The organism is Streptomyces sp. MS19 (assembly GCF_047200595.1).
GTDB lineage: Bacteria > Actinomycetota > Actinomycetes > Streptomycetales > Streptomycetaceae > Streptomyces.
Genome location: NZ_JBJZOH010000009.1, coordinates 42,329 through 67,578, shown reverse-complemented (window position 1 = coordinate 67,578; position 25,250 = coordinate 42,329). Strand labels below are relative to the sequence as shown.

Here is a 25,250-nt window from a genome sequence, read left to right as displayed (position 1 = left end):
CGACACGGCCTAGCGTCCCCAGGCGCTGCCGCCGTGAGGGGCGCCGGGGGCGGGCTGCTGGGGGCGGAACTGTCCGGCGATCTGCTGGCCGAAGGACGTGTGGGTGGGGGGCAGCAGTTCGCTGGGCTGGACGACGACGTGGCCCTGGCCCATGAAGTTGAGTTCCCAGCCCTCGCCGGTGTTGCCGCGGCGGCGCCAGACGGACGAGGTGCTGGTCTGGGCCTGCATCTGGACGCGGAGGGACGACGACCAGGCGACGACGGCGTCCGCGTCGGCGCCGCAGTAGCCCTCGGGGCTGACGCGCATCACGAGGGGGCGGCCCGAGGTGGTGAGGGCGACCTTGCCGCGTCCGCTGATCACGAGGTTGTACGCGCCGGCGCCCGCGATGCCGTACTGGCTCTCGACGGCGACGACATCCCAGTGCAGGTGGGGGTCGAGGGCGAGGACGTAGGAACTGTCCACGGTGAGGCCCTCGTGGTCGACGTCGAGGACGTGGACGTGCTGGGCGAGGTGGGCGAGGTAGACGGCGCCCTGGCCGTGGCAGCGCATCAGGGGCAGGGCCTCGCCGGCGGCCCACTGCTGGTGCTGGCGGCCGGGCGTCTGGTACTCGCCGTCGAATTCGGCCATGCCCTCGAACGCGACCATGCTGCCGGTGCGGGCGAGGACGTCCTCACCGTGGCCGAGGGCGACGCGCAGCATCTGGGCGCCCTGGGCGGCGAACCGTTCCTGGGTCTGGTTCACGGTGTTGTTGAAGATCGGGCTCTGCACGGTGTCTCTCCCCCGTCGGCTACTGCTGCTGCGGCTGCGTGAGCCGTTCGGTGCTGTCCTCGCTGGGCTGCACGACGACGAATCCCTGGCCGGAGAAGGCGAGCTGGAACGCCTCGCCGCTGCCGCGTCCGATGAGTGACGACGCCTTGAAGCTGCGTTTGCCCTCGACGCGCAGGCCGGTCGACCAGGCGACGAGCGCGTCGGGGTCGACGCAGGTCTCCCCGGCCTGGGCGCAGTCCACGACGACGGGCATGCCGCGGCTGGTGACGGCGACCCAGCCGGTGCCGGATATGCCGAGGTTGAACAGGCCCTGGCCGGCGAATTTGGCGACGCCCTTGACGCGCTGGACGCCCCACTGGAGGTGGGCGTCGAACGCGAGGACGTTGGCCGCGTTGACCGAGAGGTTGTCGTCGGCGAGTTCGAGGCAGACGACGTGGGCGCCGTAGTCGGCGAGGTAGAGCAGGCCGTCGCCGTGGCACCGCATCAGGGGCACGTTCTCGCCGCTGAGGCGTCCGGCGGCGGCGCGGCCGAGTCCGGAGGGGTTGGCCTCGTACTGGATGAAGCCCTCGTAGCCGATCATCGAGCCGGTGCGGGCGTACAGGTCCTGTCCTGTGCGCAGGGCGACGCGGGCGATGGACGGGCCGTGGTTGTCCATCCGGGCGGCGGGGGCGACGGGTGTGTAGCCCGCGATCATGCGCTGGTCCATGACGGGGGCTCCCTCAGATCTCGTAGGGCTGGACGATGGCGAAGTTGCCGGGGGCGCCGCGGAACTGGAGCTGGGTGCTCTCGCCGGTGTGGCCGGGGTAGGCGTGCCTGCGCAGCCGCACCTGGTTGGCGACGAGGACCTGCGCGGCGGCGGACCAGGCCACGATGGCGTTGGCGTCGGCGAAGGTGGCGTTGGTGACGGGCAGGACGAGGGGCTGGCCGTGCGTCATGAGGACGAGGGTGCCGTGGCCCTGGAACTGGAGGGCGAACAGTGAGCCGCCGGGTATGCCGTGCCCGTCGATGCGGCGGACCTCGACGTCGAGCGACTCGTCGAAGGCGAGGACGTGCTGGGAGGCGACGACGAGGGCGTCGCCCTGGAGCTCGACGGGGTGCAGTTCGGCTGCGTCCTCGGCGAAGAAGACCTGGCCGGTGCCGGTGCAGCGCATCAGCGCCGGCATGCCTTCGCCGGTGGCCCAGCGTGTCATGCGGCCGCGCATCCCGGCGCCCTTGTAGCCGAAGTCCACGTCGCCCTGGTAGACGACCATGCTGCCCTGGCGTGCGAGGACGGGCTGTCCGTCGATGCCGAGGTCGGCGCGGACGAGCTGGGGGTTCTGGGCGGCCCAGCGGCGGTGTTCGCGGTTGCCGCTGTATTTGAGGAACGCGCCCTGGAGCCCGGCGGGACCGGCAGCCCCGGGTGCGCCGGGTGTCGGGGCGAGTGGGGCCGGCTGGTGGGGTCCGCCCGGGTACGGGGCCTGGGGCGGTGGTGCGCCGTAGGGGGCAGGCGACGGCGGGGGCTGCTGGCCGTAGGGCGGGTGCTGGACGGGCAGCGGCTGGGTGGGGGCGGGCGGCGGGGGCTGGTGCCCGAGGTGTGCGGGGGGCTGGGCGGGCAGTGGCTGGGTGATGGCGGGCGGCGGGGGCGCGGCCTGGGCGGGAGCGGGGGGTGCCGGGGCTGGAGCCGGGGCGGCGGGCGCGGGCGCTGCTGCGCCGGGCGGGGCGAAGCCGGGGGCGGCGGGCGGGGCTGCGGCGCCCGGCACGGCGAAGCCGGGCACGCCGCCGGTCGCGGGGCCCGTGCCCGTTGCGGGGGCGGTGGTTTCCTCCGGTTCCTCGTCCTCGACCTCGCCGCCGAAGTGGCGGAGCAGTGCGGCGAGTCCGCCGTCGAAGCCCTGGCCGACGGCGGCGAAGCGCCAGCCGTCCTTGCGGTAGAAGTCGCCGAGCATGACGGCGCGTTCGGTCGTGAAGGCGGAGCCGTCGAAGGCGTACCGCGCCACTTCCTCGCCGCCCGCGACGATGCGCAGGTAACCGGGGCAGCCTGGGCCATGGTGCCCTCGCCGTCGATGGTGGCGGTGAAGGCGAGCCGGTGGATGCCACTCGGCACGCGGTCGAGGGTCACGCGGAAGGATTCCGTGTCCCCGGCCTGGGCGCCGAGCAGCTGGAGGGATTCCTCGGGCGACTTCGGCTGGTTGTAGAAGATGAAGTAGCGGTCGTCGGAGAGCCGTTCGTCGGCGTCGAGCCCGAAGCAGCTGATGTCGAAGACCAGCCCGGGGGCCGATATCTGCACGCCGACGTACAGGTCCGTACCGAGCGTCAGGTCACTGAGGCGGGACTTCTGTCCCCGCTGGAAGTGCGTCGCCATCCGTTACGACCGTCCCCCGTCCGACATGGATACCTTGCGGCGACAGACTAGTCCGTACCGCTGACAGGGGGGCGGGGCGGTCGGGGGCGGCCGCCCGGCTCAGTCGGAGCGCGGCCAGGGGACGTACGGCAGGCGTTCGGCGCCGACGACGCCTTCGAGGAAGCCGCGGGCCCGTTCGGTGCGGGGGTAGCGGTCGAGGAGCTTCCAGAAGCCGGGGCCGTGTCCTGGCACCAGGAGGTGGGCCAGCTCGTGGAGGAGCACGTAGTCGATGACGTACTCGGGCATGCCCTGGAGGCGGTGGGAGAGGCGGATGCTGCCGAGGGCGGGGGTGCAGGAGCCCCAGCGCGCGTTCTGGTTGGTGACCCAGCGGACGCTGGCGGGGCGGGCGCGGCCCTGGAGGTAGCGCTCGGACAGCTCGGCGGCCCGCGCGGCGAGCGCGTCGTCACCGAGCATCCGGCGGTCTTCCTGGGCGGCGAGCTTGTCGAGCATGACCGAGACCCAGCGCCGTTCCTCGTCCGCGGTCATGCGGGCGGGGATCATGACGATGGTGCGGTCGCCCTCGCGGTAGGCGGAGACGGTTCTTCTGCGCCGGGAGCTGCGCCGGACCTCGACCTGCTCGGGCCGTGGCCCGGCGGGAGGGGCGGGGAAGGCGCCGGAAGGGTTTCCGGCCAGGGTCGCCCCGCCCGCCGGAGGGGTGGTCTGCGGCGGGCCGGCGCTCTTCAGCGGATCGGCGGGCACACTTCGACGTTACCCGGTAGGACCCGGATATGTGCGTGAGCGAGGCACCGGGTGCTCACGGACCGCGAGCACACCCCGCCTTCACCGCCCTATTTATAGGATTTTCTCGCCTTCCTGTGGAAAACGTCACACACGCCCCCTTCCTCCTCCTCGATCATGAATCGACCGCGGACCACCGCGGCGAGGACCGGGGAGGCCGGGATGGGGACGGACAGGACGGACACGTACCGGGACGGTGCGTACGGGGGTGGTGCGTACGGGGGCGGCGCGTACGGGACGGCGGTCGGCACGGACCGTACGGCCGACGCGCCGTCGGCCGAGGCTGCCGTGGACGGGGCTGCCAGGGAAGCCGGGACGGTCGCGGAGGAGGCGGGCGAAGCGGGGGTCGATCCGGACCGGGTGCATCCGATGATCAAGTCCTCGCTGCGCCGGAGCTGGTGCGACCGGCAGACGGTGCGCTACGGGGTGACGCCCGCGCATTCGGTGCTGTTCGGTCCGCTGGACGGGGCGACGGAGACCTTTCTGAGCCTGCTGGACGGGACGCGGTCGCTGCGGGCGCTGCGGGAGGACGCCAGAGCGCTGGGCCTGAGGCCGCGGGCGGCCGAGCGGATCACGGGGCGGCTGCGGGCGGCCGGTGTGCTGGCGGACGCCTCGGCGGAGCGTGCGGCGGCGGCCGGTGTGGGGGACGGTCTGCGGCCCGATCTCGCCTCGCTGTCCCTGGTGCATCCGGCTCCGGGTGAGGGGGCGCGGCGGCTCATGGCCCGGAGGGCGGCGCGTGTGCAGGTACGGGGTGCGGGGCGGGTGGGGTCGGCGGTGGCCGCCGCGCTGGCACAGGCGGGGGTGGGCGAGGTCGAGGTGGTGGACGGCGGTCAGGTGGAGGTGGCGGACACGGGTCCTGGGGGGCTGCGGAGGGAGCATGTGGGGCAGCGGCGCGCGATGGCGGCGCGGAGCCTGGTCCGGGCGGTTGTGCCCTGGCGCAGGGGGGCGGGGGCGGTGCGTGCGGAGGGTGCGCGGCTGGTGGTCTTCGCGCCGCGTGACGGGCTGGCCGCCTATGCCCCTGATCCGGCGCTTTCCGAGCCGGTGCTGGCCGCGGGGACGCCGCATCTGTACGCGGGGGTGGTGGAGGCGACCGGGTTCGTCGGGCCGTTGGTGCTGCCGGGGAGGACGGGGTGTGCGGGCTGTCTCGTGCGGGCGCGGGCGCGGCGGGAGCCGGCCTGGCCGCTGCTGGTCGCGCAGTGGCGGAACGGGCGGGCTCGTGGTGTGGCGGCCTGTGACGGTCCGCTGGCGATGGCTGTGGCGGGGCTCGCGGCGTGTGCGGCGCTGGCGTTCCTGGACGGGGGGCCGCCGCCGGGCGGGGGTGGGCGGCTGGAACTGGCGCTGCCGGATCTGGTGCCGGTGTCGCATGCGGTGGAGCCGCACGAGGAGTGCCCTTGTGGTGCGGCGCGTGGCGGGCAGGGGGATGGCCCGGCCGGTCCGGTCGGTGGGAGGCGGGTCCACAATGACGGTTAGGCGGGGCGGAGTACGTCCGGCCCGGCAGCCCGTGCCGTCGGGAGTTCTCCTGGGGCGGTGCAGGCCATGGGAGTTGGAGGGGACGACATGTCTGATCTACCCCGTAAGGCGGTGACCAGGACGGCGAAGCTGGCGGCCTTGCCGCTGGGTTTCGCGGGCCGTGCGACCTGGGGTCTCGGCAAGCGTATCGGGGGGCGTTCCGCTGAGCTGGTGGGCAATGAGCTACAGCAGCGGACGGCCGAGCAGTTGTTCAGCGTGCTGGGGCAGCTCAAGGGCGGGGCGATGAAGCTGGGCCAGGCGCTGTCCGTCTTCGAGTCGGCGCTGCCCGAGGCGGTCGCCGGGCCGTACCGCGCGGCGCTGACGAAGCTTCAGGAGGCGGCTCCGCCGATGCCGGCGGCCACGGTGCGGGGGGCGCTGGAGGAGCGGCTCGGCGAGGAGTGGGGGGCGCTGTTCCTGGAGTTCGACGAGCGGCCGGCCGCGGCGGCGTCGATCGGTCAGGTGCACCGGGCGGTGTGGCACGACGGACGGGAGGTCGCCGTCAAGCTCCAGTACCCGGGGGCGGGTGAGGCACTGCTCGCGGATCTGACGCAGTTGGGCAGGTTCGCGCGGATACTCGGGCCGCTGATACCGGGGATGGACGTCAAGCCGCTGATCGAGGAGTTGCGGGAGCGGGCGGCCGAGGAGCTGGACTACGAGTTGGAGGCCGAGTCGCAGCGGGCGTGTGCGGAGGCGTTCCGGGGCGATCCGGACGTGGTGGTCCCCGAGGTGGTGTGGCAGGGGAAGGAGGTGCTGGTCAGCGAGTGGCTGCCGGGGGTGCCGCTGTCCGAGGTGATCGCGGAGGGTGGTCAGGAGGAGCGTGACCGGGCGGGGCAGTTGCTGACGCGGTTCCTGTTCGCGGGTGCGGCGAGGGCGGGGCTGCTGCACGCGGACGCGCATCCGGGGAACTTCCGGTTGGTGCCGGCCGGGGACGGGGAGTGTGGGGCCGCCCGGCTCGGTGTGCTGGATTTCGGTGCGGTGAACCGGCTGCCGGGTGGTCTGCCGCCGGTGATCGGGCGCACGCTGCGGATGACGCTGGACGGGCGGGCGGACGAGGTGTACGGGCATCTGGCGGCCGAGGGGTTCGTGAAGCCGTCGGTGGAGCTGGAGCCGGAGGCGGTGCTGGAGTGGCTGCTGCCGTTCATCGAGCCCGCGTCGGTGCCGGAGTTCGCGTTCAGCAGGCAGTGGCTGCGTGAGCAGGCGGGCCGGCTGGCCGATCCGCGGTCGCCCGCGCAGCAGTTGGGGCGGCGGATGAATCTGCCGCCGTCGTATCTGCTGATCCACCGGGTGACGCTGAGCACGATCGGGGTGCTGTGCCAGCTCGGGGCCCGGGTGCGGGTCAGGGACGAGCTGGTGGCGGGGCTTCCCGGTTTCGCCGAGGACGACGACGGGGTGGGGACCGCGGTGGAGGCCGGGGGCGAGTAGCGGTCCTCTCGGAGCGGCGGGCCGGGGCAGCGGTCCGCCGGACGGACAGGGCCGGCCAGGTTGGGGCGGGGAGGGAAGGAAGCGGCCCGGGGCCGAGTTGCCTCGGTCCCGGGCCGTGGTCGGGGCCTGCCTGTCAGGGGCAGGGGGTCTGGCCGGTCGCCGGTCCGGGCGGCCCGGGTCGTGTGCCGGGCCGCCCGGACGGTGGGTGGAGCAGAGGTGGGCGGTGTCTTTCCGGGTCAGTGCATGACGGTCCGGGCCAGTGCGCGGCGGGCGCGGTGTGAGGCGCGCTCCGCCTTGCGCCGGAGGCGTGCGGATCGGCGCTCAAGCCGGCGGGCCACCGTCATGTGGTGAGCGGTCCGTTGAGATTCCGCTTCCCTGATGCGCTCGCTCATATGAGAGCGGGCCATGGCTTCTTGGATGAGCTGCAACTTGCTTGTCCTGTTCAGCTTGTCTTCGGTGCGTGGGCCAGCCGCGCGGGGCGCGGTGCCCGGCTCGGTGGTGACGAGGGTCATGTGGGGTTCTCTCCGCGGGCCGTGGGGGGCGGGCCGTCCGATGGTGCCGGGCGCGTTCACGCGACGACCGGGTTCTTCCGGGGGCGGCCGCGCGGGCGCTTGCGGGGGACGACGACGCCCTGGACGAACAGCTCGCCGCCCCAGACGCCCCAGGGCTCGCGGCGGTCCTTCGCCCCGGCGAGGCAGGCCTCACGGAGCGGGCAGGTGCCGCAGAGGGACTTGGCGTATTCGACGTCCTCGGGGGTCTCGGCGAAGAAGACCTCCGGGTCGTAGGCCCGGCAGGGCACGGCGGCGTCGAGGCGCTCGATGGCTTCGTCGAGCTCGGTCAGCGAGTACAGCGGGGTCACAGCGGTCTCCGGAGTGGGTGGTGGCGTCAGGTCGGGGCGCGGGTACGGCGCGAGTGGCACGGTCAGTCCTCGTGTCGGTTGTCGGTCCCGGCTTGTGGCCGGATCTGGCGCGGAAAAACAGAAGGGCCGCGGATCCCGGTGTGGGTTCCGCGGCCCTGGAAGGTGCCGACCTGATCTCGCCGATCAGGCTGGATCACTCCAGGGATCGAGCCCGCGGAGGGCCCACATCGTGTGAAGCTGCGTCTTCTGCTGTCCGAAGATCTGGTGTCCGGCGCCGACAACGGTGGTGACATAGGCGGGCAGGTCGCTGCCGGCCGTGATCACCGCGGTCGCGGGCGCCGGGGTCGGTCGCTCGCTGACGGACTCGCCGAATGCGAGAACCGACAGCTGTGCACGTGCGGCAGCGGGCACACCGGTGCCCGTGACACGGACTACGCCACCGGACACGACGGGGGCGGCGAGCGGCCGACCGGCCAGTTTGGTGATCAGCTGATTAATCAAGGGACTCGCCTCCTTCGGCGTCTCGGTGAGCGGGGGTCCCGCTCATGCGTGCACTTCAGTAGAGCATGGTCGAGGGGTGAGAGGAAGCCTCCCCTTCGCCATGAGAGGCACGCTATGCGGATTTCTCCGGCGGGCGCAAACTATTTTTCCGTGACTTCTGAAGTCACTTCTTCAACCATCGCCTCGGAGGGCCCGGTGGCCTTCTCCGCGGGCGCGTCCGCGGCCTCCCGCGCCCCCGGCGGCTCCTCCCCCGCGCACAGGGCGAGCACGTCCGCGCCGAACTGCCGGAGCTTGTGCGGGCCGACGCCCGAGATGCGCGCGAGCTCACGCTCGGTGCCCGGCACGTTCTCCGCGATGGCCATCAGCGTGACGTCGGTGAACACGGCGTAGGGCGGCCGCTTGAGCTCCCTCGCCTGGTCGAGACGCCATGCGCGGAGCCGCTCGAACAGCTCCTCGTCCATCGTGGACGGACACTCGGCGCAACGGCGGAGCTTGATCTCGGCGGCCTCGGTGAGGGTGCGGTCGCAGACGCGGCACTTCACGGGGCCGCGGGGCTTGCGCCCCCGTGCACCCGTGCCCCGCTCCACGCTCCCGCCGCTGCCGCGGCCGCCCGCCGGGGCGCCGGGGCGCAGGCCGTCCAGGAAGCGGCTGGGGCGGCGTCCCGCACGGCCGCCGGGTGAGCGGGCGAGTGCCCAGGACATGGCGAGGTGCAGGCGGGCGCGCGTCACGCCGACGTAGAGGAGCCGGCGCTCCTCCTCGACCTGCTCGGGCGTCTTGGCGTGGGTGATGGGCAGCATGCCGTCGGTGAGGCCGACGAGGAACACGGCGTCCCACTCCAGGCCCTTCGCGGCGTGGAGCGAGGCGAGGGTGACGCCCTCGACGGTGGGGGCGTGCTGGGCGGCGGCGCGCTCGTCCAGCTCGGCCATGAAATCGGTGAGGCCGGCGTCCGGCCTGGAGCGGGCGAAGTCCTCCGCGAGCCGTACGAGGGAGCGCAGGGACTCCCAGCGGTCGCGGACGGCGCCTGATCCGGCGGGCGGCTCGGGGGTCCAGCCCATGCCGGCGAGGACGGCGCCGACCTGTCCGGCGAGGCTGTCGGCGCCGTGGAGGGCCGGGTCGTTGTCCCCCGCGCGTGCGGCGCCGCGCAGGGTGGTGCCCGCCTGGCGGATCTCGGGCCGCTCGAAGAAGCGCTCGGCGCCGCGGAGCTGGTAGGGGACACCCGCGTCGGCGAGGGCCTGCTCGTAGACCTCGGACTGGGAGTTGGCCCGGTAGAGGATGGCGATCTCGCTGGCGGGGACTCCCGGACCGCCCTCGGCGGCGGGGGTGGTCAGTTCGCGGACGCGGCGGGCGACGGCTTCGGCCTCGGCGGGCTCGTCCGCGTGTTCGGTGAAGACGGGGTCGGGGCCCGTGGGGCGCTGGGAGACGAGTTCGAGGCGGTGTTCGGCGGCGGCGCCGCTCGCCTGGGCGAGCAGGCCGTTGGCCAGGTGCACGACCTGGGGGCTGGAACGGTAGTCGCGGACGAGTTTGACAAGTGTGGCGCCCGGGTGGCGTGAGCGGAAGTGGAGGAGGTACTCGGGGGTCGCCCCGGCGAAGGAGTAGATGGTCTGGCTGGCGTCGCCGACGACGCAGAGGCTGTCGCGGTCGCCGAGCCACATCTGGAGGAGCCGCTGCTGGAGGGGGCTGACGTCCTGGTACTCGTCCACGACGAAGTGCTGGTACTGGCGGCGGACGGTCTCGGCGATGTCGGGGCGGTCGCCGAGGATGCCGACGGTGAGCAGCAGGACGTCCTCGAAGTCGATCACACCGCGTTCGCTCTTGAGCCGTTCGTAGGTGGCGTAGACCTGGCTGGTCTGGGCGGGGTCGCGGGGGACCTCGCGGCCGGTCTTGAGGACGGCGGCTGCGTAGTCGTCGGGGGTGGTCTGGGTGACCTTGGCCCAGTCGATCTCGCGGGTGAGGTCGCTCAGCTCCAGCCGTTCGAGGCGGAGGCGGCAGCGGCTGGCCGCCTCGGCGACGAGGGAGATCTTGCGGTCGAGGAGGCGGGGCATCTCGCCGCCGACGGCCCGGGGCCAGAAGTACTGGAGCTGGCGGAGGGCGGCGGCGTGGAAGGTGCGGGTCTGGACGCCGCCGACGCCGAGCTGGCGGAGCCGTCCGCGCATCTCGCCCGCGGCCCGGACGGTGAAGGTGACGGCGAGGACGGTGGTGGGCTGGAAGACGCCGGACCGTACGCCGTAGGCGATGCGGTGGGTGATGGCGCGGGTCTTGCCCGTGCCGGCGCCCGCCAGGACGCACATGGGTCCCCGCAGGGTGGTCGCGACGGCGCGCTGCTCGGGGTCGAGTCCTTCGAGCACGGCGTCGGCGGAGTCGGGGGTGGGGGGGAAGGCGGGCGTGGGTGTGGGGGACGGTGAGGTGGGCGGGGTGTCCGGTGCGGTGCTCACGGACGTCATGCTGCCAGGTCCGGTCGGCGGTGCGGGCGGCTTGTCCACAGGGCCGAGGAATTAGTCACACCGCTTCGCATGTTCTGCTGGGTGGAGGCGAGCCGTCCCCTGACGGGGACGACAGTGCGACACACGAATGCGACACACGAAGGAGTCCGGGACGATGTCTGGCACCGTGACGATGTACAGCACCACCTGGTGCGGCTACTGCCGCCGGCTGAAGGGCCAGCTGGAGCGTGAGGGCATCGCGTACACCGAGATCGACATCGAGCAGGAGCCGTCGGCCGTGGAGCTCGTCGAGAAGGCGAACAACGGCAACCGCACGGTGCCGACCGTCGTGGTCGCGCCCGAGTCGGGTGGCGCGGAGGTCACCATGACCAACCCGTCGTTGCAGCAGGTGAAGCAGGCGCTGACGGCCTGACGCCGCGCGTCCGGCGTCACCCGGCCGTGTCACCGGCCCTGTCACCGGGCCGGTGTCACCAGGGGGACGCCGAGGCGAGCGGCTTGCCGTACCACATCTCGACCAGCCGGGCCGCGATGGAGACGCCCGAGGGGGGCAGGACCTCCCCGGACTCCATGGCGGCCCGCAGGTCGTCGCGGGAGAACCAGCGCGCCTCCTCGATCTCCTCGCCGTCGGCCCGGACGTCGGTGCCGGTCGCGTGGGCGAGGAAGCCGAGCATGAGGCTGGAGGGGAAGGGCCAGGGCTGGCTGGCGATGTACTGGACCTCGCCGACCGGGATGCCGGCCTCCTCGTGGACCTCGCGGACGACGGCCTGCTCGATGGACTCGCCCGGTTCGACGAAGCCGGCGAGGGTGGAGAAGCGTCCCTTGGGCCAGTGCATCTGGCGGCCGAGGAGCGCGCGGTCGTCCTCGTCGACGACGAGCATGATCACGGCCGGGTCGGTGCGCGGGTAGTGCTCGGCGCCGCAGGCGGGGCAGCGCCTGATGTGGCCCGCCGCGGCGATGACGGTGCGTTCGCCGCAGCGTGAGCAGAAGCGGTGGAGGCGCTGCCAGTTCTCAAGGGCGACGGCGTGGACGAGGAGTTCGCTGTCGCGTTCGGAGAGCAGCGCGGCGGCCTCGCGGAGTCCGGCGGGGCGGGCGGCGGCGTCCATGCGGCCGGGCAGGGCGTCCTTCTGGAGGGCGAAGTACTTGACGCCGTCCGCGTCGGTGCCGAGGAAGTAGCGATGGGCCTCGGTGAGGGGTGCGTCGAAGGACGGCATGGTGACGAGTTCGGTCCGGCCGTCCGGCGTGTCCTCGATCAGGGCCTGTCCACCGGAGACCACGAAGACGCGTGTGGTGGGGTGGCTCCACGCCGCGGCGAGCCATGCTTCGTCGAGGCGGTGGCTGGCATCGCGGTCGATACCGCCGGTGCCGGTGAGGGCGATCGGGTGGACGACGTTGTCCGGAGACGCCGGGGTTGTACTCATGATGAAAAGCCTAACCGGGGTCGTTGGGCTCCCAGGAGTCCTCCCCCAGCAGCAGGCGCTCCAGTCCGCGGCGTCCGGGCAGGACGCTGGGGCGTACGACCTCTCCGCTGCGGACGTAGAGGAACGCGGCGGTGACGGCCGAAAGGGGCAGTTCGCGGCGCTCGGCCCATGCGAGGCGGTAGATGGCGAGCTGGAGGGGGTCGGCGTCCTGGCGGCGTGAGGTCTTCCAGTCGACGATCTCGAAGGTGCCGTGGGGTCCGCGGTAGACGGCGTCGATCCGGCCGCGGATGACGCGTCCGGCGAGCTGGAGCTGGAAGGGTGCCTCGATGCGGTAGGGCCTGCGGTGGGCGTAGGGGGTGCGGCCGAAGGCTTCCTTGAGGGCTTCCAGTTCGCGTTCGTCCCTGATCTCCATGTCGTCGCGGTCGCCACCGGGCAGCTCGTCGGGGCCGAGCATGGGGAGGGCGAGGGTTTCGAAGCGTGAGGCGACCCAGGCGTGGAAGCGGGTGCCGCGGCGGGCGGCCGGCTGGGGCGGGCGGGGCATGGGGCGGGCGAGGTCGCGGGCGAAGCCGTCGGGGTCGGCGGCGAGGCGCTGGACCTGGGAGGCGGACAGGGACTGGGGCAGGGGGACGTCGCGTGAGGTGGCGCGGGTCTGGCGCAGTTCGCGGGCGAGGGCGGACAGGTCGCGGTCCCAGGAGGTGACGGTGCGCCGTTCCTCGGGGGTCAGGCCGTCGTCGGGGGTCGGTCCGCCGTCGGGGTCCTGTGGGTCTTCGGTGGTGTCGCGTGGGGCGGGGACGGTGCCGTCGCGCAGCCGGGCGAGTACGGCGTCGGCCGCGGCGCGGCGGCGGGCGAGGGCGGCGGGGTCGAGCGGGAGGGGCCACAGCTGATCCTCGTCGCGGTCGGCGAGGGCGGGGTTCTCCTCGTCGTCGGCGGGCTCGTCGGCCCAGGCCTCGACCTCGCCGTGCGCGGGGTGGGTCTCGCAGTGGGCGCGGAGTGCTTCGAGGAAGCCGGAGGGGCCGCGGCGGCGTTTCTGGCTGGGGCCCCACCAGTGGCCGGAGCCGAGGAGGAGGGTGCGCGGCCGGGTGAACGTCACGTAGCCGAGCCGCAGCTCTTCCAGGGCGAGGTGGTCGGCGACGGCGGCCAGGTACTCCTTGTGGGCGGCGGCGGTCCATTCGGGTGCGGCGGGCAGGGTGCCGGCGTCGCCGCGCAGGGGGTGGGGCAGGGCGCGGGGCTGTTTGAGCCAGGAGTCGCGGGTGGGTTTGGCGGGGAAGACCTCGGCGGACAGGCCGGGGACGACGACGACGTCCCATTCGAGGCCCTTGGCCTTGTGGGCGGTGAGGACCTTCACGGTGTCGTCGCCGCCGGGGAGGGAGCCGTCGAGCCCCTTGTCGTACTGCGCGGCGGCGCGGAGGAAGGCGAGGAAGGCGGGGAGGGTGGCCTCGCTGTCCACGGCCGTGCCGGCGCGTCCGGCGGCGAATCCGGCGGCGACGTCGAGGAACGCGCCGAGTGTCTCGCGGCGGCGGGCGGCGAGGGCCTGGGGTGAGGCGGCCAGTTCGACTTCGAGGCCGGTCATGGACAGGACGCGGTGGAGGACGTCCATCAGCGGGTCGCCGAGGGAGCGGCGGAGTTCACGGATCTCGGCGGCGAGATGGGCGAAGCGGACGCGTGCCTCGGCGGAGAACGGGAGGGTGGCGTCCTCGGAGGGGGACCGGCCGTCTTCGCTCGGGGTGTCGCCGGGCGGGCCGCTGTCGATGAACGTGTCGAGCGCGTCGGCGAGCGAGGTGATCTCGGCCGGGTCGGTGCCCTCGACGGCCGCGGCGAGCCGTTCGGGAGTGGCGGCGGCGTCGGTGCGGCGTACGAGGAGACGGGCGAGTCTGCCGAGGAGGGCCAGGTCGCGGGGGCCGATGCGCCAGCGGGGGCCGGTGAGGAGGCGGACGAGTGCGGCGTTGGCCGTGGGGTCGGCGAGGACCTGGCAGACGGCGACCAGGTCGGCGACCTCGGGGAGGTGCAGGAGTCCGGAGAGGCCGACGACCTCGACGGGTACGCGGCGGTCGACCAGTTCGCGCTGGATGGCGCCGAAGTCGCCGGCGGTGCGGCACAGGACGGCGATCTCGCCCGGCGGGGTGCCGGTGGCGACGAGGTGGGCGATGTGGTCGGCGGCCCAGGTGAGTTCTTCGGCGTGGGTGCGCAGGAGGGCGCAGCGGACGCGTCCGGCGTGTTCGGCGCCGTCGGCGGGGCGGAGGGGGGCGACGGCGGGGTGGCGGGCGCGGAGGGGTGCGGCGAGGTCGTTGGCGAGGGTGAGGAGGCGGCCTCCGCTGCGGCGGTTCTCGCTGAGGGTGTGGCGGGTGGCGGGGCGGCCGTCGCGGTGGGGGAAGTGGTCGGGGAAGTCGTCGAGGTTGGCGACGGAGGCGCCGCGCCAGCCGTAGATGGCCTGGCAGGGGTCGCCGACGGCGGTGACGGGGTGGCCGGTGCCGTCGCCGAAGAGTCCGGCGAGGAGGACGCGCTGGGCGACGGAGGTGTCCTGGTACTCGTCGAGGAGGACGACGCCGAACTGGTCGCGCAGTGCCTGGCCGACTTCGGGGAGGTCGCGGGCGAGGCGGGCGGCGAGGGCGATCTGGTCGCCGAAGTCGAGGAGGTCGCGGGCGCGTTTGCGGGCGCGGTACTCCTCGACGAGGTCGAGGAGGCGGGTGCGGCCCGCGGCGGTCTCGGGGACGCGGCGCAGGTCGGCGTTGGTGAGGGGGGTGTGTTCCAGTTCGGCGAGGAGGGCGGTGTCGAACGTGCGGAGGGCGGCGGGTTCGACGAGGTGTTCGGAGAGTTCGGCGTCGAGGGCGACGAGGTCGGTGACGAGGGTGGTGAAGCTGCCGGGGGGCGGTTCGAAGTCGGCGGGTGCGGCGCGGAGGACTTCGGCGGCGAGCTGGAAGCGGCCGGCGTCGGCGAGGAGGCGTGCGGCGGGTTCGACGCCGAGGCGCAGGCCGTGTTCGGCGAGGAGCCGTCCGGCGAAGGCGTGGTAGGTGGAGATCTGCGGTTCGCCGGTGGCCTCGGCGTCCGGGTCGGGAACGGGGTGGAGTGCGGTGTGGGGGCCGGGTGCCGGGCCGCCGCCGATTCCGGCGAGGGCGAGGGCGGCGCGGACGCGTTCGGCCAGTTCGGCGGCGGCCTTGTTGGTGAACGTGAGGCCGAGGACGCGTTCGGGCGCGACCTGTCCTGTGCCGGTGAGCCAGACGACGCGGGCGGCCATCACGGTGGTCTTGCCCGAGCCGGCGCCCGCGACGATCGCCTGGGGTGCCGGCGGTGCGGTGATGCACGCCAGCTGCTCGCGGGTGAACGGGATGCCGAGCAGTTCGCCGAGCTGCTCGGGCCGTTCGAGTGGGGCGCCGGACACGTGGGGGAGCCTATCCCCCGCCACTGACAGCGCGGCCGTCATCGGTGGTCGGGAGGGGGCGCGGGTGGTGTCAGGCGCGGTCGCCGAGGAGGGCGCGGGCGAGCGCGGTCTGGAGGGCGGTGAGGCCGCGCAGGAGGGGGACGGCGGTGGCCAGCAGGACGGCCCCGACCGCCGTGTTGAACGCGATGTCGGCCGCCTCGGAGGAGATGTCGAACATGAGGTCGAGCAGCCCTTCCTCGCCCTCGTCGCGCGGCAGGGACCAGGACCAGGCGCCGTAGAGCAGTTCGCCGAGGCCGCCGACCGTCCAGGTCACCGCGAAGCAGAACGTGACGATCCGGAGGGGGAACGCGACGAGCGCGTGGGCCAGGTCGCGCCAGCGCTGCCCGTCCCCCAGGGCGTGCAGCGCGCGGGGGATGCCGCTGCCGCGGCGCTCCCGGTAGCGGGGGGCGGGGATCGGGCGGCCGGTGACGTGTGCGACGCGTTGCCGTTCGACGCGGGCGAAGGCGCCCGCCACGGCCAGCGCGGCGACGAGCAGGGACGCACCGACGACCAGGGCGAGGCCGGCCGCGCCGAGCACGAGCATGGTCAGGACGGTGGAGAACGCCGCGACGCCGAGGGGCAGTCCGGTGAGGAGGTAGCCCAGTTCGCGGCCGAAGCGTCCCTTGCGGGGCGCGGGGGGTGGTGTGCCCCACGTGTCGTGCATGTCGCGCGTGCTGTCCGTCGTCCTCGTCGCCGTCACGGCCGTCTCCCTGGTTTCCGCCATGCCTCCACGCTCCCGCACGGGGCGGGCGGTTCCCAGCCGTGCAGGTGGTCAGCCGGTGGTGGTGCCAGCTACACCCCGCGGGGGGCGCGGGCCCCGCCGGTCAGTCCACGACCTGCCGTCCCTCGGGCCGCGCGCCGCACGCCCCGTGGAAGGAGCACGTCCCGCAGTGCTGCCCGGTGCGGGGCGAGAACCGTTCGTCCAGCACCCGGCCCGCCGCCTCCGCCAGCAGTTCCCCGACCCACGCGCCGTCGCCGCCGTCGCCGCTCTCCCCGCCCAGGGGTGGCTGCCGCTGTACGGCGGGCAGTGTGTCGCCGCCGTCCTTCTTGGCCGCGCCCTGCCGCAGGTGCACCAGCTCCGCTCCTGCGGGCGTGACGCCCTCCTCGCCGTGCCTGATGGCGAGCTGGTAGACGGCGAGCTGCGGGTGGCGTTCCACTTCCCGCTTGGTGGGGCGTCCGCGGCCGGTCTTGAAGTCCACGATGTACGCGCGTCCATCCGCGTCCTGCTCGACCCGGTCCATGACGCCGCGGATACGCACCTCGTGCCGCCCGGCGGTCAGCGTGACGTCGAACTCCTGCTCGCTCGCGGTGGCCTCGCGTCCCTCGCGCTGCTGGAGCACGTGCCAGTGCAGGAAGCGTTCCAGCGCCGCCCGCGCCTCCGCCTGTTCCTTGCGCGACTGCCACGGCGCCTCGAACGCCAGGGCGTCCCATACGGTTTCGAGGCGTTCCATCAGCACCGACAGGTCGGCGGGTGTCGTGCCGGAGGCGACCTCGTCGGCCAGGACGTGCAGCACGTTCCCGAATCCCTGCGCCGCCGTCGCGGGGGTGTCGGCGTGCACCTCGCGTCCCAGGAACCACTGGAGCGAGCACGTGTTGACGAGCTGGTCGAGCGCGCTGCCCGACAGCGCCACGGGGCGTTCGGGGTCACGCACGGGCGCCGGGGAACGGGAGGTCTCGCGCAGCCCCCACCAGCGCTGGGGGTGGGCGGCGGGGACGAGCGGGTGCCCGTCGTCGTCGCGCAGCGCGGCCAGTTCCGCGAGCCGGTCGGCGGCGGCGCGGCGCAGTGCGGGCGACGTGGCGGGGTCGACGGTGGTGGCGCGCAGTTCGGCGATCAGGGCGGCGAGGGACAGCGGGCGGCGGGGGCGCTGGCCGATGTCGACGGGCTCCACGCCCAGCTCGCGCAGGAAACGGGACGGCTGGTCGCCGTCGTCCGCGCCCCGCACGGCGGTGACGACGAGCCGGTCGCGGGCGCGGGTGGCCGCGACGTAGAACAGGCGGCGTTCCTCCGCGAGCAGCGCGCCGGGGCTGAGCGGGTCGGCGAGGCCGTGCCGCCCGATGCGGTCGGCCTCCAGCAGCGAGCCGCGGCGGCGCAGGTCGGGCCACAGGCCCTCCTGCACCCCGGCGACGACGACCAGGGACCATTCGAGGCCCTTCGACCGGTGCGCGGTCATCAGCCGTACGGCGTCCGGGCGTACGACGCGCCCCGCGAGCGTGTCGGCGGCGATGTCGTGCGCCTCCAGCTCGTCCAGGAAGATGCGCGCCCCGCGCCCGCCGACGCGCTCCTCGGCGCGCGCCGCCGCGTCGAACAGGGCGCAGATGGCGTCCAGATCGCGGTCGGCGTTCCGCCCGGCGGCGCCGCCGCGCCGCGCGGCGCGCTCCAGCCTGCCGGGCCAGCCGGTGCCGTCCCACAGCTGCCACAGGGCCTCCTCGGCGCTGCCGCCGCCCGCGAGCAGTTCGCGGGTCTTGCGCAGGAGGAGGCCGAGGCGCTGGGCGGCGCCCGCGTACGCCGGGTCGTGCGCGACCAGGCGCTCGGGTTCGGCGAGGGCGCGGGCGAGGAGTTCGCCGGACGGCCGGGGCACGGCGGTCCCGGCGGCGCGTTCCTCGTTCCGCAGGGCGCGGCCGAGGCGGCGGAGGTCGGCCGCGTCCATGCCGCCGAGCGGGGAGGTGAGCAGGGTGTGGGCGGTCTCGGGGTCGAGCGCGGGCCGGTCGCCCGAGCCGTCGGGGTCGTCGTGGCCGTCGGTGCTGTCGTGGCTGTCGGGGCCCTCGGCCGGGGCGCGCCGCGGCTCCGGCCGCGAGACGGCGCGCAGGGCCGTGAGCAGCGGTGCGACGGCGGGTTCCTGGCGCAGCGGCAGGTCGTCGCCGTCCACGTCGAGGGGCACGCCCGCGGCGGTCAGCGCGCGCCGTACGCCGGGCAGGGAGCGGGCGCCCGCGCGGACGAGGACGGCCATCTCGCGCCAGGGCACGCCGTCCTCCAGGTGGGCGCGGCGCAGGAGGTCGGCGATGTTCTCCAGTTCGGCGCCGGGCGTCGGGTACGTGTGCGCCTCGACGCGCCCGCCCTCCCGTACGGCGTGCAGCGCGCGGTGGCGGCGCACGGCGTCGGCGGGGAGCCGGGCGAGGGGCATGCGCTGGGTGACGAGGCGCGTGGCAGCGGTCAGGGCGGCGCCGGAGCGGCGCCCGGTGGTGAGGACGGCGACGGGCGCGGGGGCGCCCGCGCGGGTGCGGAAGGCGTCGGGGAAGCCGAGGATGGCGTTCACGTCGGCGCCGCGGAAGGCGTAGATGGACTGGTCGGGGTCGCCGAAGACGGTGAGGTCGCGGCCGTCGCCCGCGAGGGCTTCGAGGAGCGCGGCCTGGGCCGGGTCGGTGTCCTGGTACTCGTCCACGAACACGGCGTCGTACCGGTCGCGGACGGCCGCGGCGATCTCGGGGTCCTCGGTGAGGCGGACGGCGCCGCGCACGAGTTCGGTGTAGTCGAGGACGCCCTGGGCCTGCGTCACGTCGAGGTACTCGGCGAGGAAGTGGGCGGCGGCCTCCCAGTCGGGGCGGCCGGTGCGGCGGGCGAAGGCGGCGAGGGTGCCGGGGTCGAGGCCCAGTTCGCGGGCGCGGGCGAGGACGGCGCGCAGTTCGTCGGCGAAGCCGCGCGTGGTGAGGCAGGCGCGCAGCTCGTCCGGCCACTCCCAACCGGTCGCGGGCCGCCCGGAGTCGCGGTGCCCGGCGAGCAGTTCGCGCAGGTAGAGGTCCTGTTCAGGGCCGGAGAGCAGCCGCAGCGGCTCGGCGAACAGTTCGCGGTCCTGGTGGGAGCGCACGAAGGCGTACGCGAAGGCGTGGAACGTGGTGGCCTGCGGCGCGCGCCCGCCCATGCGCGCCGTCATGCGGTCCCGCAGCTCGGCGGCGGCCTTGCGGCTGAACGTCAGCACGAGCACCCGTTCCGGCTCGGTGCCCCGCTCCACGCGCTCGGCGACGGCCGCCACGAGCGTCGTCGTCTTGCCCGTGCCGGGACCGGCGAGTACGAGAAGTGGACCGCCCGTACCGGCCGCGTGCTCAACCACGGCGGCCTGGCTCGCGTCCCCTGCCAGGGCGCGTGCGTCGGCGGCCGGGGGACGGACCAGTCGGTACGCTCCCGAAGCGGACGGCGGGCGATCGGTCGACGGGACGGAGAGACTCACGTGCATCGCGCATTCTGGGAGACCGCCGCGCCACCGGACGGCGCGGCCGGACGGACGGCTGACGGGACGGACGCTGCGGGCAGGACGGGCGGTACGGGCGGTACGGGCGGAAGAACGACCGTACGCCCCTCCCCGCGCCCCGCGCACGGCACGGCCCGTGTCCCCCGGTCGGACCGGTCATCCGATGGGCGGACGCGCCGTGCGGGATGCTGGTACGTGTGAGGCTCGCTCCCGACGGCGCCGGACACCGCGACCCGCGGCCGGACTCAGAGCGCCGGATCGTCCCCGCGGGCCCGCCGCATGTCCACCCGCGGATACGCGCCGGGCTCCCCGGCGTCACGCAGTGGCGTGCCCTCGGCGCGGTAGTTCTCCAGCGCCCGGCGCTCGTGCCCCGGCAGCAGCCGCCCGTCCGCCCGCACCACGCGCCACCACGGGACGGCGCCGCCGTACTGCGCCATGACTGTCCCGACCTGGCGCGGTCCGCCCCGCCCGACAGCCGCCGCCACGTCCCCGTAGGTGAGGACCGTGCCCGGCGGGATGTGCTCGACGACCGACAGGACTTGGTCGGCGTACTCGCCGATCTGGTGGGGCGCGCGGGACTCGGCCATGCCGCCCATCGTGCCGTATCTCACGGGACGGTCCCCACGCGGCGTCCCGCGTGCCACTATCGTCCCAGCACGGGGGGAATCACGGTGACGTACGCACGAGGGAGCTGGTCGGCGGCCCCGGGACGAGGAGAGGCGCGGGGAAGCGGCCGGTGATACGGGGCGAGGAAGAGCGCGTGCGGCGGCCGGGCGGACGGGACGAGGAGCCCGTGCTCGGCGCGACGAGGGTGGGCGACCTGCCGCAGGAGCCCGGACGGGCGGCGGCGGCCGGGGAGGGGGGCGGTCCGCCGGGCCCGGTGGACGGTGACGAGCCGATCCTCGCGGCGCGCGTGCACCGGCCCGCCGACCTGCTGCGCGTCCTGCTCGGCCTGCTGGGCATCGGTGTGGTGCTGGCGCTGGCGACCTGGGCGATCGGCACGACCGAGGGCATCGAGCACGACGTGGACGCGGGTGCCGAGCAGGCGCCCTCGCTGCTGATCAGCTTCGCGGGGTTCGCGTCCAGTGTGGCGGTCCTGGTGGTGCCGGTGGCGTTCGCCATCGAGCGGCTGGTGAAACGGGACGGGCTGCGCATCGCGGACGGTGTGCTGGCCGCGGTGCTGGCGCACGGCGTGTCGCTGACGTTCAGTCTGTGGGTGGCGCGCATGTCGCCCGACTCCGTGCAGAACGCCCTGACGCGCGACGCCCCGGGCGGCGGACTGACCGACCCGGTGCACGACTACCTGGCGCCCGTCATCGCGTACGCCACCGCCGTCGGCATGACGCACCGGCCGCGCTGGCGGCTGGCGATGTGGTCGGTGCTGGTGCTCGACGGGGTGGCCGTGCTGGTGGCCGGGTACACCACGCCGTTCTCCATCATCGTGACGATGCTGATCGGCTGGACCATCGCGTACGCGACGCTGTACACCGTCGGTTCCCCCAACGTACGGCCCACTGCGCAGCACTTGCTGGCCGGGCTGCGCCATGTCGGCTTCCGTCCGGTGAGCGCGCTGCGCGCCGAGGACCCGGACGAGGCGGAGCGCCGCGCCAGGCGTGAGCGCGGCGACTACAGCGAGCCTTCCCGGCGCTACCTGGTGACGCTGGAGGACGGGCCGCCCCTGGACGTGACGGTCGTGGACCGCGCCCAGCAGGCGCAGGGCTTCTTCTACCGCCTGTGGCGCCGGCTCGCGCTGCGCGGCATCACCCAGCGCCGCAGCCTGCCGACGCTGCGCCAGGTCCTCGAACAGGAGGCGCTGCTCGCGTACGCCGCCATCGCCGCCGGTGCGAACGCGCCGAAGCTGATCGCGACATCCGAGCTGGGCCCCGACGCGGTGATGCTGGTCTACGAGCACATCGGCGGCCGTGACCTGGACTCGCTGCCCGACGACGAGATCACGGACGCGCTGATGGAGGCGGCCTGGCGGCAGGTGGTCGCGCTACAGTCCCGGCGCATCGCGCACCGGCGCCTGGACGGCGGCTCACTGCTGGTCGATCACCTGGGCACCGTTTTCCTGACCGACCTGCGCGGTGGTGAGATCGCTGCGGGCGATCTGCTGCTGCGGATGGACGTGGCGCAGCTGCTGACGACGTTCGGCCTGCGCGTGGGCGCCGAACGCACGGTGGGCGCGGCCGTGTCCGTCCTCGGCCCCGACGCGGTGGCCGACAGCCTGCCGCTGCTCCAGCCCATCGCGCTGACCAGGGGCACGCGCGCCACGCTGCGGCAGCTCGCCCGCGAACGTTCGGGCCGGGAGCGGCAGGCCGTGCTGGAGGCGACGCGCGCGTACCGCGAGGCGCGCGGCAGCCTGCCGGAGAACGCGGACCGCAAGACGGTGCGGGCCGCGCGGCAGGCCGAGAAGCAGGTGATGGAGGAGGCGCTGGAGGAGGCGCGCGAGCCGGACCTGCTGTCGCTGATCCGCCAGCAGGTGCTGCTGATCAGGCCGCAGGCGCCGATAGAGCCCGCCCGCGTCGAGCGCATCAAACCGCGGACGCTGGTCAGCATCATCGCGGCCGTGTTCGCCGCGTACTTCCTGTCGATCCAGGTGATCACGCCGGAGTTCCAGCGGGTGTGGGAGGACGCGAACTGGGGCTGGGTCATCGTCGCCGCGCTGTTCTCGGCGCTGACGTACTTCGCCGCCGCGATGAGCCTGCTGGGCTTCGTGCCGGAGAAGGTGGCGTACGGGCGGACGGTCGTCACGCAGGTGGCGGGCTCGTTCGTGAAGCTGGTCGCGCCCGCGGCGATCGGCGGCGTGGCGCTGAACACGCGCTACCTCCAGCGGCAGGGCCTGCGCCCGGGGCACGCGGTGGCGAGCGTCGGGGCGTCGCAGCTGTTCGGCCTCGGCAGCCACATCGTGCTGCTCGCCGTCTTCGGCTACATCACGGGGACCGAGCACACGCCGTCGCTGTCGCCGTCCCGCACGGTGATCGCGGGCCTCCTGACGGTCGCGGTGGCCGCGCTGATCATCACCGCGGTGCCGCGGCTGCGGAAGTCGCTGTCGGAGCGGGTGCGTACGCTGTTCGCGGGCGTGGTGCCACGGATGCTGGACGTGGTGCAGCGGCCGAAGAAACTGCTGTCCGGCATCGGCGGGATGCTGCTGATGACGCTGGCGTTCGTCATGTGCCTGGACGCGTCGCTGCGGGCGTTCGGCTGGGAGCTGAGCTATCCGACGATCGCGGTGGTGTTCCTGGCGGGGAACGCGCTGGGCTCGGCGGCCCCGACTCCGGGCGGCATCGGGGCGGTGGAGCTGACGCTGAGCGCGGGTCTCGCGGCGTTCGGCGTGCCGGAACACGCGGCGCTGGGCGCGGTGCTGCTGTTCCGGCTGATGACGTTCTGGCTGCCGGTGCTGCCGGGCTGGCTGGCGTTCACGCAGCTCACCAGGAAGGGCGCCATCTGACAGGGCGTCGGCGCCGCACCTGCGAGCCGCAACTCCCGGGCCACCTTGCGTATGCGAGCCCGGGACACATAACGTGCCGCACATGCGTTCCTACGGAATCGGCCCCGCCGCGCGCCTCCTCGGGGTGAGCCCCGACACCGTGCGCCGCTGGGCGGACGCCGGGCGGCTGCCGACCCGCCGCGACGAGGCGGGCAGGCGGCTGATCGACGGCACGGACCTCGCCGCCTTCGCCGTGGCCCTGGCAGCCGACGGCGCCGGAGAGGGGGACGACGTGCCGTACACCTCCGCGCGGAACGCGTTCCCCGGCATCGTCACGGCCGTCCGGCTGGGCGACGTGGCGGCCCAGGTGGAGGTCCAGGCGGGCCCGCACCGGCTGGTGTCGCTGCTCACCCGAGAGGCCGTCGAGGAACTGGGCCTGGCCGTCGGCATGGAGGCCGTCGCCCGCGTGAAGGCCACCAACGTCCACATCGACACGGTGTGAGGTACCCATGCCGCTGCTGCACTCCAGGACCCTGACGCGCGCCCTGCCCGCCGTCCTCGCCGCCGCCCTCCTCGCCGCCTGCGGCTCCGACGACGCCTCCGACGGGGACGGCACGGACGCCGCGGGCGGCAGCGGCGGCGGGTCCGTCGAGCTGACGGTGCTCGCCGCCGCGTCCCTGACCGACGTGTTCGAGGACGCGCAGGAGGTCTACGAGGACGCGAACCCGCAGGTCACCCTCCGCTTCTCCTTCGCCGGCTCCCAGGAACTCGCCGCCCAGGTCCGGGAGGGCGCGCCCGCCGACGTCCTGGTCACCGCCGACACGACCACGATGGACGGCGTCGCCGACCTCACCGACGGCCCCGCCGTCTTCGCCCGCAACGCGCTCACCCTCGTCACCCCGCCCGACGACCCCGGCGGCGTGGACGGACTGGCCGACCTCGCCGACCCGGACCTGCGCCTCGTCCTGGCCGCGCCCGAGGTCCCCGCCGGGCGGTACGGGCGCGAGATCCTCGACCGCCTCGGCATCGACGCGCGGCCCGACTCGGAGGAGCCGAACGTGCGCGCCGTCCTCGGCAAGGTCGAACTGGGCGAGGCCGACGCCGGGCTCGTCTACGTCACGGACGCGACCGCCGCCGGCGAGGACGCCGTCCGCGCGGTGCCGATCCCCGAGGAGGACAACGTCCTCGCCGAGTACCCGGCCGCGGCGGTCGCCGACTCGGAGAACGCCGACGCCGCCCAGGACTTCGTGGACTGGCTGCTCACCGACGAGGCGCGGGAGGTCCTGGCGGGCGCGGGCTTCCTCGCCCCCTGACCCCGTGCCCCCCTGATCCCGTGACGCCCCGGCACAGGCCGCCCCTGACGCTCGTCCTGCCCGCGCTGCTCGCCATCGCGTTCCTGCTGGTCCCGCTCCTCGGCATCGTCGCCGACGCGCCCTGGACCGGCCTGTGGACGCGCCTGACCGAGCCGTCCGTCGCCGCCGCGCTGCGCCTGTCGCTGCTCGTCTCGGCGTGGGCCCTCGCCGTCTCGATGGTGGTCGGCGTGCCGCTGGCCTGGCTGCTGGCGCGCACCGACTTCCCCGGCAAGACGGCGGTGCGCTGCCTCGTCATCCTGCCGATGGTGCTGCCGCCGACCGTCGCGGGCGTCGCCCTGCTGCGGGGCCTCGGGCGGCGCGGTCTGCTCGGCGGCTGGCTGGAGTCGCTGGGGATCACCCTGCCGTTCAGCACGACGGGCGCGGTGCTGGCCGCCGTGTTCGTGTCGATGCCGTTCCTCGTGATCACGCTGGAGGGCGCGCTCGCCGGGATCGAGCCGCAGTACGAGGAGGCCGCCGCGACGATGGGCGCGGGCCCGCTGCGCACCCTGCGCCTCGTCACGCTGCCGCTGGCCGGCCCGTCGCTGGCGGCGGGGGCGGCGCTGTGCTGGGCGCGGGCACTCGGCGAGTTCGGCGCGACCATCACGTTCGCGGGCAATCTGGAGGGCACGACGCAGACCCTCCCGCTCAAGGTCTACCTGCTGCTCCAGGAGGACCAGGAGGCCGCCACCGCCGTCTCCCTGCTCCTGCTGCTGGTCGCCGCGGCCGTGCTGATCGGCCTGCGCGGCCGCTGGCTGGGATCGGTGCGCCGCTCACCCGGTTGACGTGCTGCGGGTGCGGGGGCGCGCGGCGGGCGCGGACGATGGGCCTGTCGGAGC

General features: G+C 74.3%; 20 protein-coding genes and 1 pseudogene. 7 read left to right on the top strand and 14 right to left on the bottom strand.

What is annotated here, in order from left to right; genetic code table 11:
- Positions 1-9 precede the first annotated feature (9 nt).
- The 5 genes and pseudogenes from ACL02R_RS12105 to ACL02R_RS12085 all read right to left on the bottom strand — a co-directional run bounded on the left by ACL02R_RS12105 (position 10) and on the right by ACL02R_RS12085 (position 3,844).
- The gene (locus ACL02R_RS12105) at positions 10-768 is read right to left on the bottom strand and encodes an AIM24 family protein (protein WP_412796871.1); all 759 of its coding nucleotides are present in this window, start codon (positions 766-768) and stop codon (positions 10-12) included.
- 19 nt (positions 769-787) lie between these two features.
- Positions 788-1,474 carry an AIM24 family protein gene (locus tag ACL02R_RS12100; protein ID WP_412796870.1) on the bottom strand — a complete coding sequence of 229 codons (687 nt, stop codon included), beginning with the start codon at positions 1,472-1,474 and terminating at the stop codon, positions 788-790.
- 13 nt (positions 1,475-1,487) lie between these two features.
- Entirely contained in the window at positions 1,488-2,507 is a 1,020-nt protein-coding gene (locus tag ACL02R_RS12095; RefSeq protein ID WP_412796985.1) for an AIM24 family protein, read from the bottom strand.
- 150 nt (positions 2,508-2,657) lie between these two features.
- Positions 2,658-3,106: pseudogene (locus tag ACL02R_RS12090) on the bottom strand (TerD family protein); the annotation flags it as partial.
- Between the two features lie 99 nt (positions 3,107-3,205).
- On the bottom strand, positions 3,206-3,844 hold the full coding sequence (locus ACL02R_RS12085) for a M48 family metallopeptidase (protein WP_412796869.1): 639 nt from the start codon (positions 3,842-3,844) through the stop codon (positions 3,206-3,208).
- A 201-nt stretch (positions 3,845-4,045) separates the two neighbouring features.
- On the opposite strand from ACL02R_RS12085, the gene ACL02R_RS12080 reads away from it, so the two are divergent.
- Positions 4,046-5,353 carry a ThiF family adenylyltransferase gene (locus ACL02R_RS12080; RefSeq protein WP_412796868.1) on the top strand — a complete coding sequence of 436 codons (1,308 nt, stop codon included), beginning with the start codon at positions 4,046-4,048 and terminating at the stop codon, positions 5,351-5,353.
- A gap of 87 nt (positions 5,354-5,440) precedes the next feature.
- Entirely contained in the window at positions 5,441-6,814 is a 1,374-nt protein-coding gene (locus tag ACL02R_RS12075; protein ID WP_412796867.1) for an ABC1 kinase family protein, read from the top strand.
- A 236-nt stretch (positions 6,815-7,050) separates the two neighbouring features.
- On the opposite strand, the gene ACL02R_RS12070 is transcribed toward ACL02R_RS12075, so the two are convergent.
- The 4 genes from ACL02R_RS12070 to ACL02R_RS12055 all read right to left on the bottom strand — a co-directional run bounded on the left by ACL02R_RS12070 (position 7,051) and on the right by ACL02R_RS12055 (position 10,615).
- On the bottom strand, positions 7,051-7,386 hold the full coding sequence (locus tag ACL02R_RS12070; protein WP_412796866.1) for a hypothetical protein: 336 nt from the start codon (positions 7,384-7,386) through the stop codon (positions 7,051-7,053).
- The gene (locus ACL02R_RS12065; protein ID WP_412796984.1) at positions 7,383-7,739 is read right to left on the bottom strand and encodes a WhiB family transcriptional regulator; all 357 of its coding nucleotides are present in this window, start codon (positions 7,737-7,739) and stop codon (positions 7,383-7,385) included. Before ACL02R_RS12065 ends, ACL02R_RS12070 begins: the two co-directional genes overlap by 4 nt.
- Positions 7,740-7,856: 117 nt before the next feature.
- Complete coding sequence (locus ACL02R_RS12060) at positions 7,857-8,174, bottom strand: hypothetical protein (protein WP_412796865.1); 318 nt, start codon at positions 8,172-8,174, stop codon at positions 7,857-7,859.
- 140 nt (positions 8,175-8,314) lie between these two features.
- Positions 8,315-10,615 (bottom strand): ATP-dependent DNA helicase UvrD2, encoded by a 2,301-nt coding sequence (locus ACL02R_RS12055; RefSeq protein ID WP_412796864.1) that lies wholly within the window; start codon positions 10,613-10,615, stop codon positions 8,315-8,317.
- A gap of 154 nt (positions 10,616-10,769) precedes the next feature.
- On the opposite strand from ACL02R_RS12055, the gene ACL02R_RS12050 reads away from it, so the two are divergent.
- Complete coding sequence (locus ACL02R_RS12050) at positions 10,770-11,027, top strand: mycoredoxin (RefSeq protein ID WP_412796863.1); 258 nt, start codon at positions 10,770-10,772, stop codon at positions 11,025-11,027.
- 55 nt (positions 11,028-11,082) lie between these two features.
- On the opposite strand, the gene nudC is transcribed toward ACL02R_RS12050, so the two are convergent.
- The 5 genes from nudC to ACL02R_RS12025 form a co-directional block, all read right to left on the bottom strand.
- Positions 11,083-12,033, bottom strand: coding sequence for an NAD(+) diphosphatase (gene nudC, locus ACL02R_RS12045; RefSeq protein WP_412796862.1), 951 nt, complete (start codon positions 12,031-12,033; stop codon positions 11,083-11,085).
- A gap of 10 nt (positions 12,034-12,043) precedes the next feature.
- The gene (locus ACL02R_RS12040) at positions 12,044-15,451 is read right to left on the bottom strand and encodes an ATP-dependent helicase (protein ID WP_412796861.1); all 3,408 of its coding nucleotides are present in this window, start codon (positions 15,449-15,451) and stop codon (positions 12,044-12,046) included.
- Positions 15,452-15,479: 28 nt separating this feature from the next.
- On the bottom strand, positions 15,480-16,172 hold the full coding sequence (locus tag ACL02R_RS12035) for a sensor domain-containing protein (protein ID WP_412796860.1): 693 nt from the start codon (positions 16,170-16,172) through the stop codon (positions 15,480-15,482).
- Between the two features lie 100 nt (positions 16,173-16,272).
- On the bottom strand, positions 16,273-19,617 hold the full coding sequence (locus ACL02R_RS12030) for an ATP-dependent helicase (RefSeq protein WP_412796859.1): 3,345 nt from the start codon (positions 19,615-19,617) through the stop codon (positions 16,273-16,275).
- Between the two features lie 260 nt (positions 19,618-19,877).
- A complete protein-coding gene (locus ACL02R_RS12025; RefSeq protein ID WP_412796983.1) occupies positions 19,878-20,219 on the bottom strand; it encodes an MGMT family protein in 342 nt (113 codons plus the stop codon).
- A 173-nt stretch (positions 20,220-20,392) separates the two neighbouring features.
- On the opposite strand from ACL02R_RS12025, the gene ACL02R_RS12020 reads away from it, so the two are divergent.
- The 4 genes from ACL02R_RS12020 (at position 20,393) to ACL02R_RS12005 (ending at position 25,196) form a co-directional block, all read left to right on the top strand.
- Positions 20,393-23,083, top strand: a complete 2,691-nt coding sequence (locus ACL02R_RS12020) for a lysylphosphatidylglycerol synthase transmembrane domain-containing protein (RefSeq protein ID WP_412796858.1) — start codon at positions 20,393-20,395, stop codon at positions 23,081-23,083.
- An 82-nt stretch (positions 23,084-23,165) separates the two neighbouring features.
- Positions 23,166-23,564: a TOBE domain-containing protein gene (locus ACL02R_RS12015; protein WP_412796857.1), complete on the top strand. Its 399-nt coding sequence runs from the start codon at positions 23,166-23,168 to the stop codon at positions 23,562-23,564.
- A 7-nt stretch (positions 23,565-23,571) separates the two neighbouring features.
- Positions 23,572-24,375 carry a molybdate ABC transporter substrate-binding protein gene (modA, locus tag ACL02R_RS12010; RefSeq protein WP_412796856.1) on the top strand — a complete coding sequence of 268 codons (804 nt, stop codon included), beginning with the start codon at positions 23,572-23,574 and terminating at the stop codon, positions 24,373-24,375.
- Between the two features lie 20 nt (positions 24,376-24,395).
- A complete protein-coding gene (locus ACL02R_RS12005; RefSeq protein WP_412796855.1) occupies positions 24,396-25,196 on the top strand; it encodes an ABC transporter permease in 801 nt (266 codons plus the stop codon).
- Positions 25,197-25,250: the final 54 nt, after the last annotated feature.

Bases quoted from the DNA above. Each gene is read 5' to 3' on its own strand.
- ACL02R_RS12075 (WP_412796867.1), top strand. From the start codon at position 5,441: ATGTCTGATCTACCCCGTAAGGCGGTGACCAGGACGGCGAAGCTGGCG.
- ACL02R_RS12050 (WP_412796863.1), top strand. From the start codon at position 10,770: ATGTCTGGCACCGTGACGATGTACAGCACCACCTGGTGCGGCTACTGC.
- ACL02R_RS12030 (WP_412796859.1), bottom strand. From the start codon at position 19,617: ATGCACGTGAGTCTCTCCGTCCCGTCGACCGATCGCCCGCCGTCCGCT.
- ACL02R_RS12015 (WP_412796857.1), top strand. From the start codon at position 23,166: ATGCGTTCCTACGGAATCGGCCCCGCCGCGCGCCTCCTCGGGGTGAGC.
- ACL02R_RS12055 (WP_412796864.1), bottom strand. From the start codon at position 10,615: ATGACGTCCGTGAGCACCGCACCGGACACCCCGCCCACCTCACCGTCC.
- ACL02R_RS12100 (WP_412796870.1), bottom strand. From the start codon at position 1,474: ATGGACCAGCGCATGATCGCGGGCTACACACCCGTCGCCCCCGCCGCC.
- nudC (WP_412796862.1), bottom strand. From the start codon at position 12,033: ATGAGTACAACCCCGGCGTCTCCGGACAACGTCGTCCACCCGATCGCC.
- ACL02R_RS12025 (WP_412796983.1), bottom strand. From the start codon at position 20,219: ATGGCCGAGTCCCGCGCGCCCCACCAGATCGGCGAGTACGCCGACCAA.
- ACL02R_RS12080 (WP_412796868.1), top strand. From the start codon at position 4,046: ATGGGGACGGACAGGACGGACACGTACCGGGACGGTGCGTACGGGGGT.
- ACL02R_RS12035 (WP_412796860.1), bottom strand. From the start codon at position 16,172: ATGGCGGAAACCAGGGAGACGGCCGTGACGGCGACGAGGACGACGGAC.
- modA (WP_412796856.1), top strand. From the start codon at position 23,572: ATGCCGCTGCTGCACTCCAGGACCCTGACGCGCGCCCTGCCCGCCGTC.
- ACL02R_RS12040 (WP_412796861.1), bottom strand. From the start codon at position 15,451: ATGACGGCCGCGCTGTCAGTGGCGGGGGATAGGCTCCCCCACGTGTCC.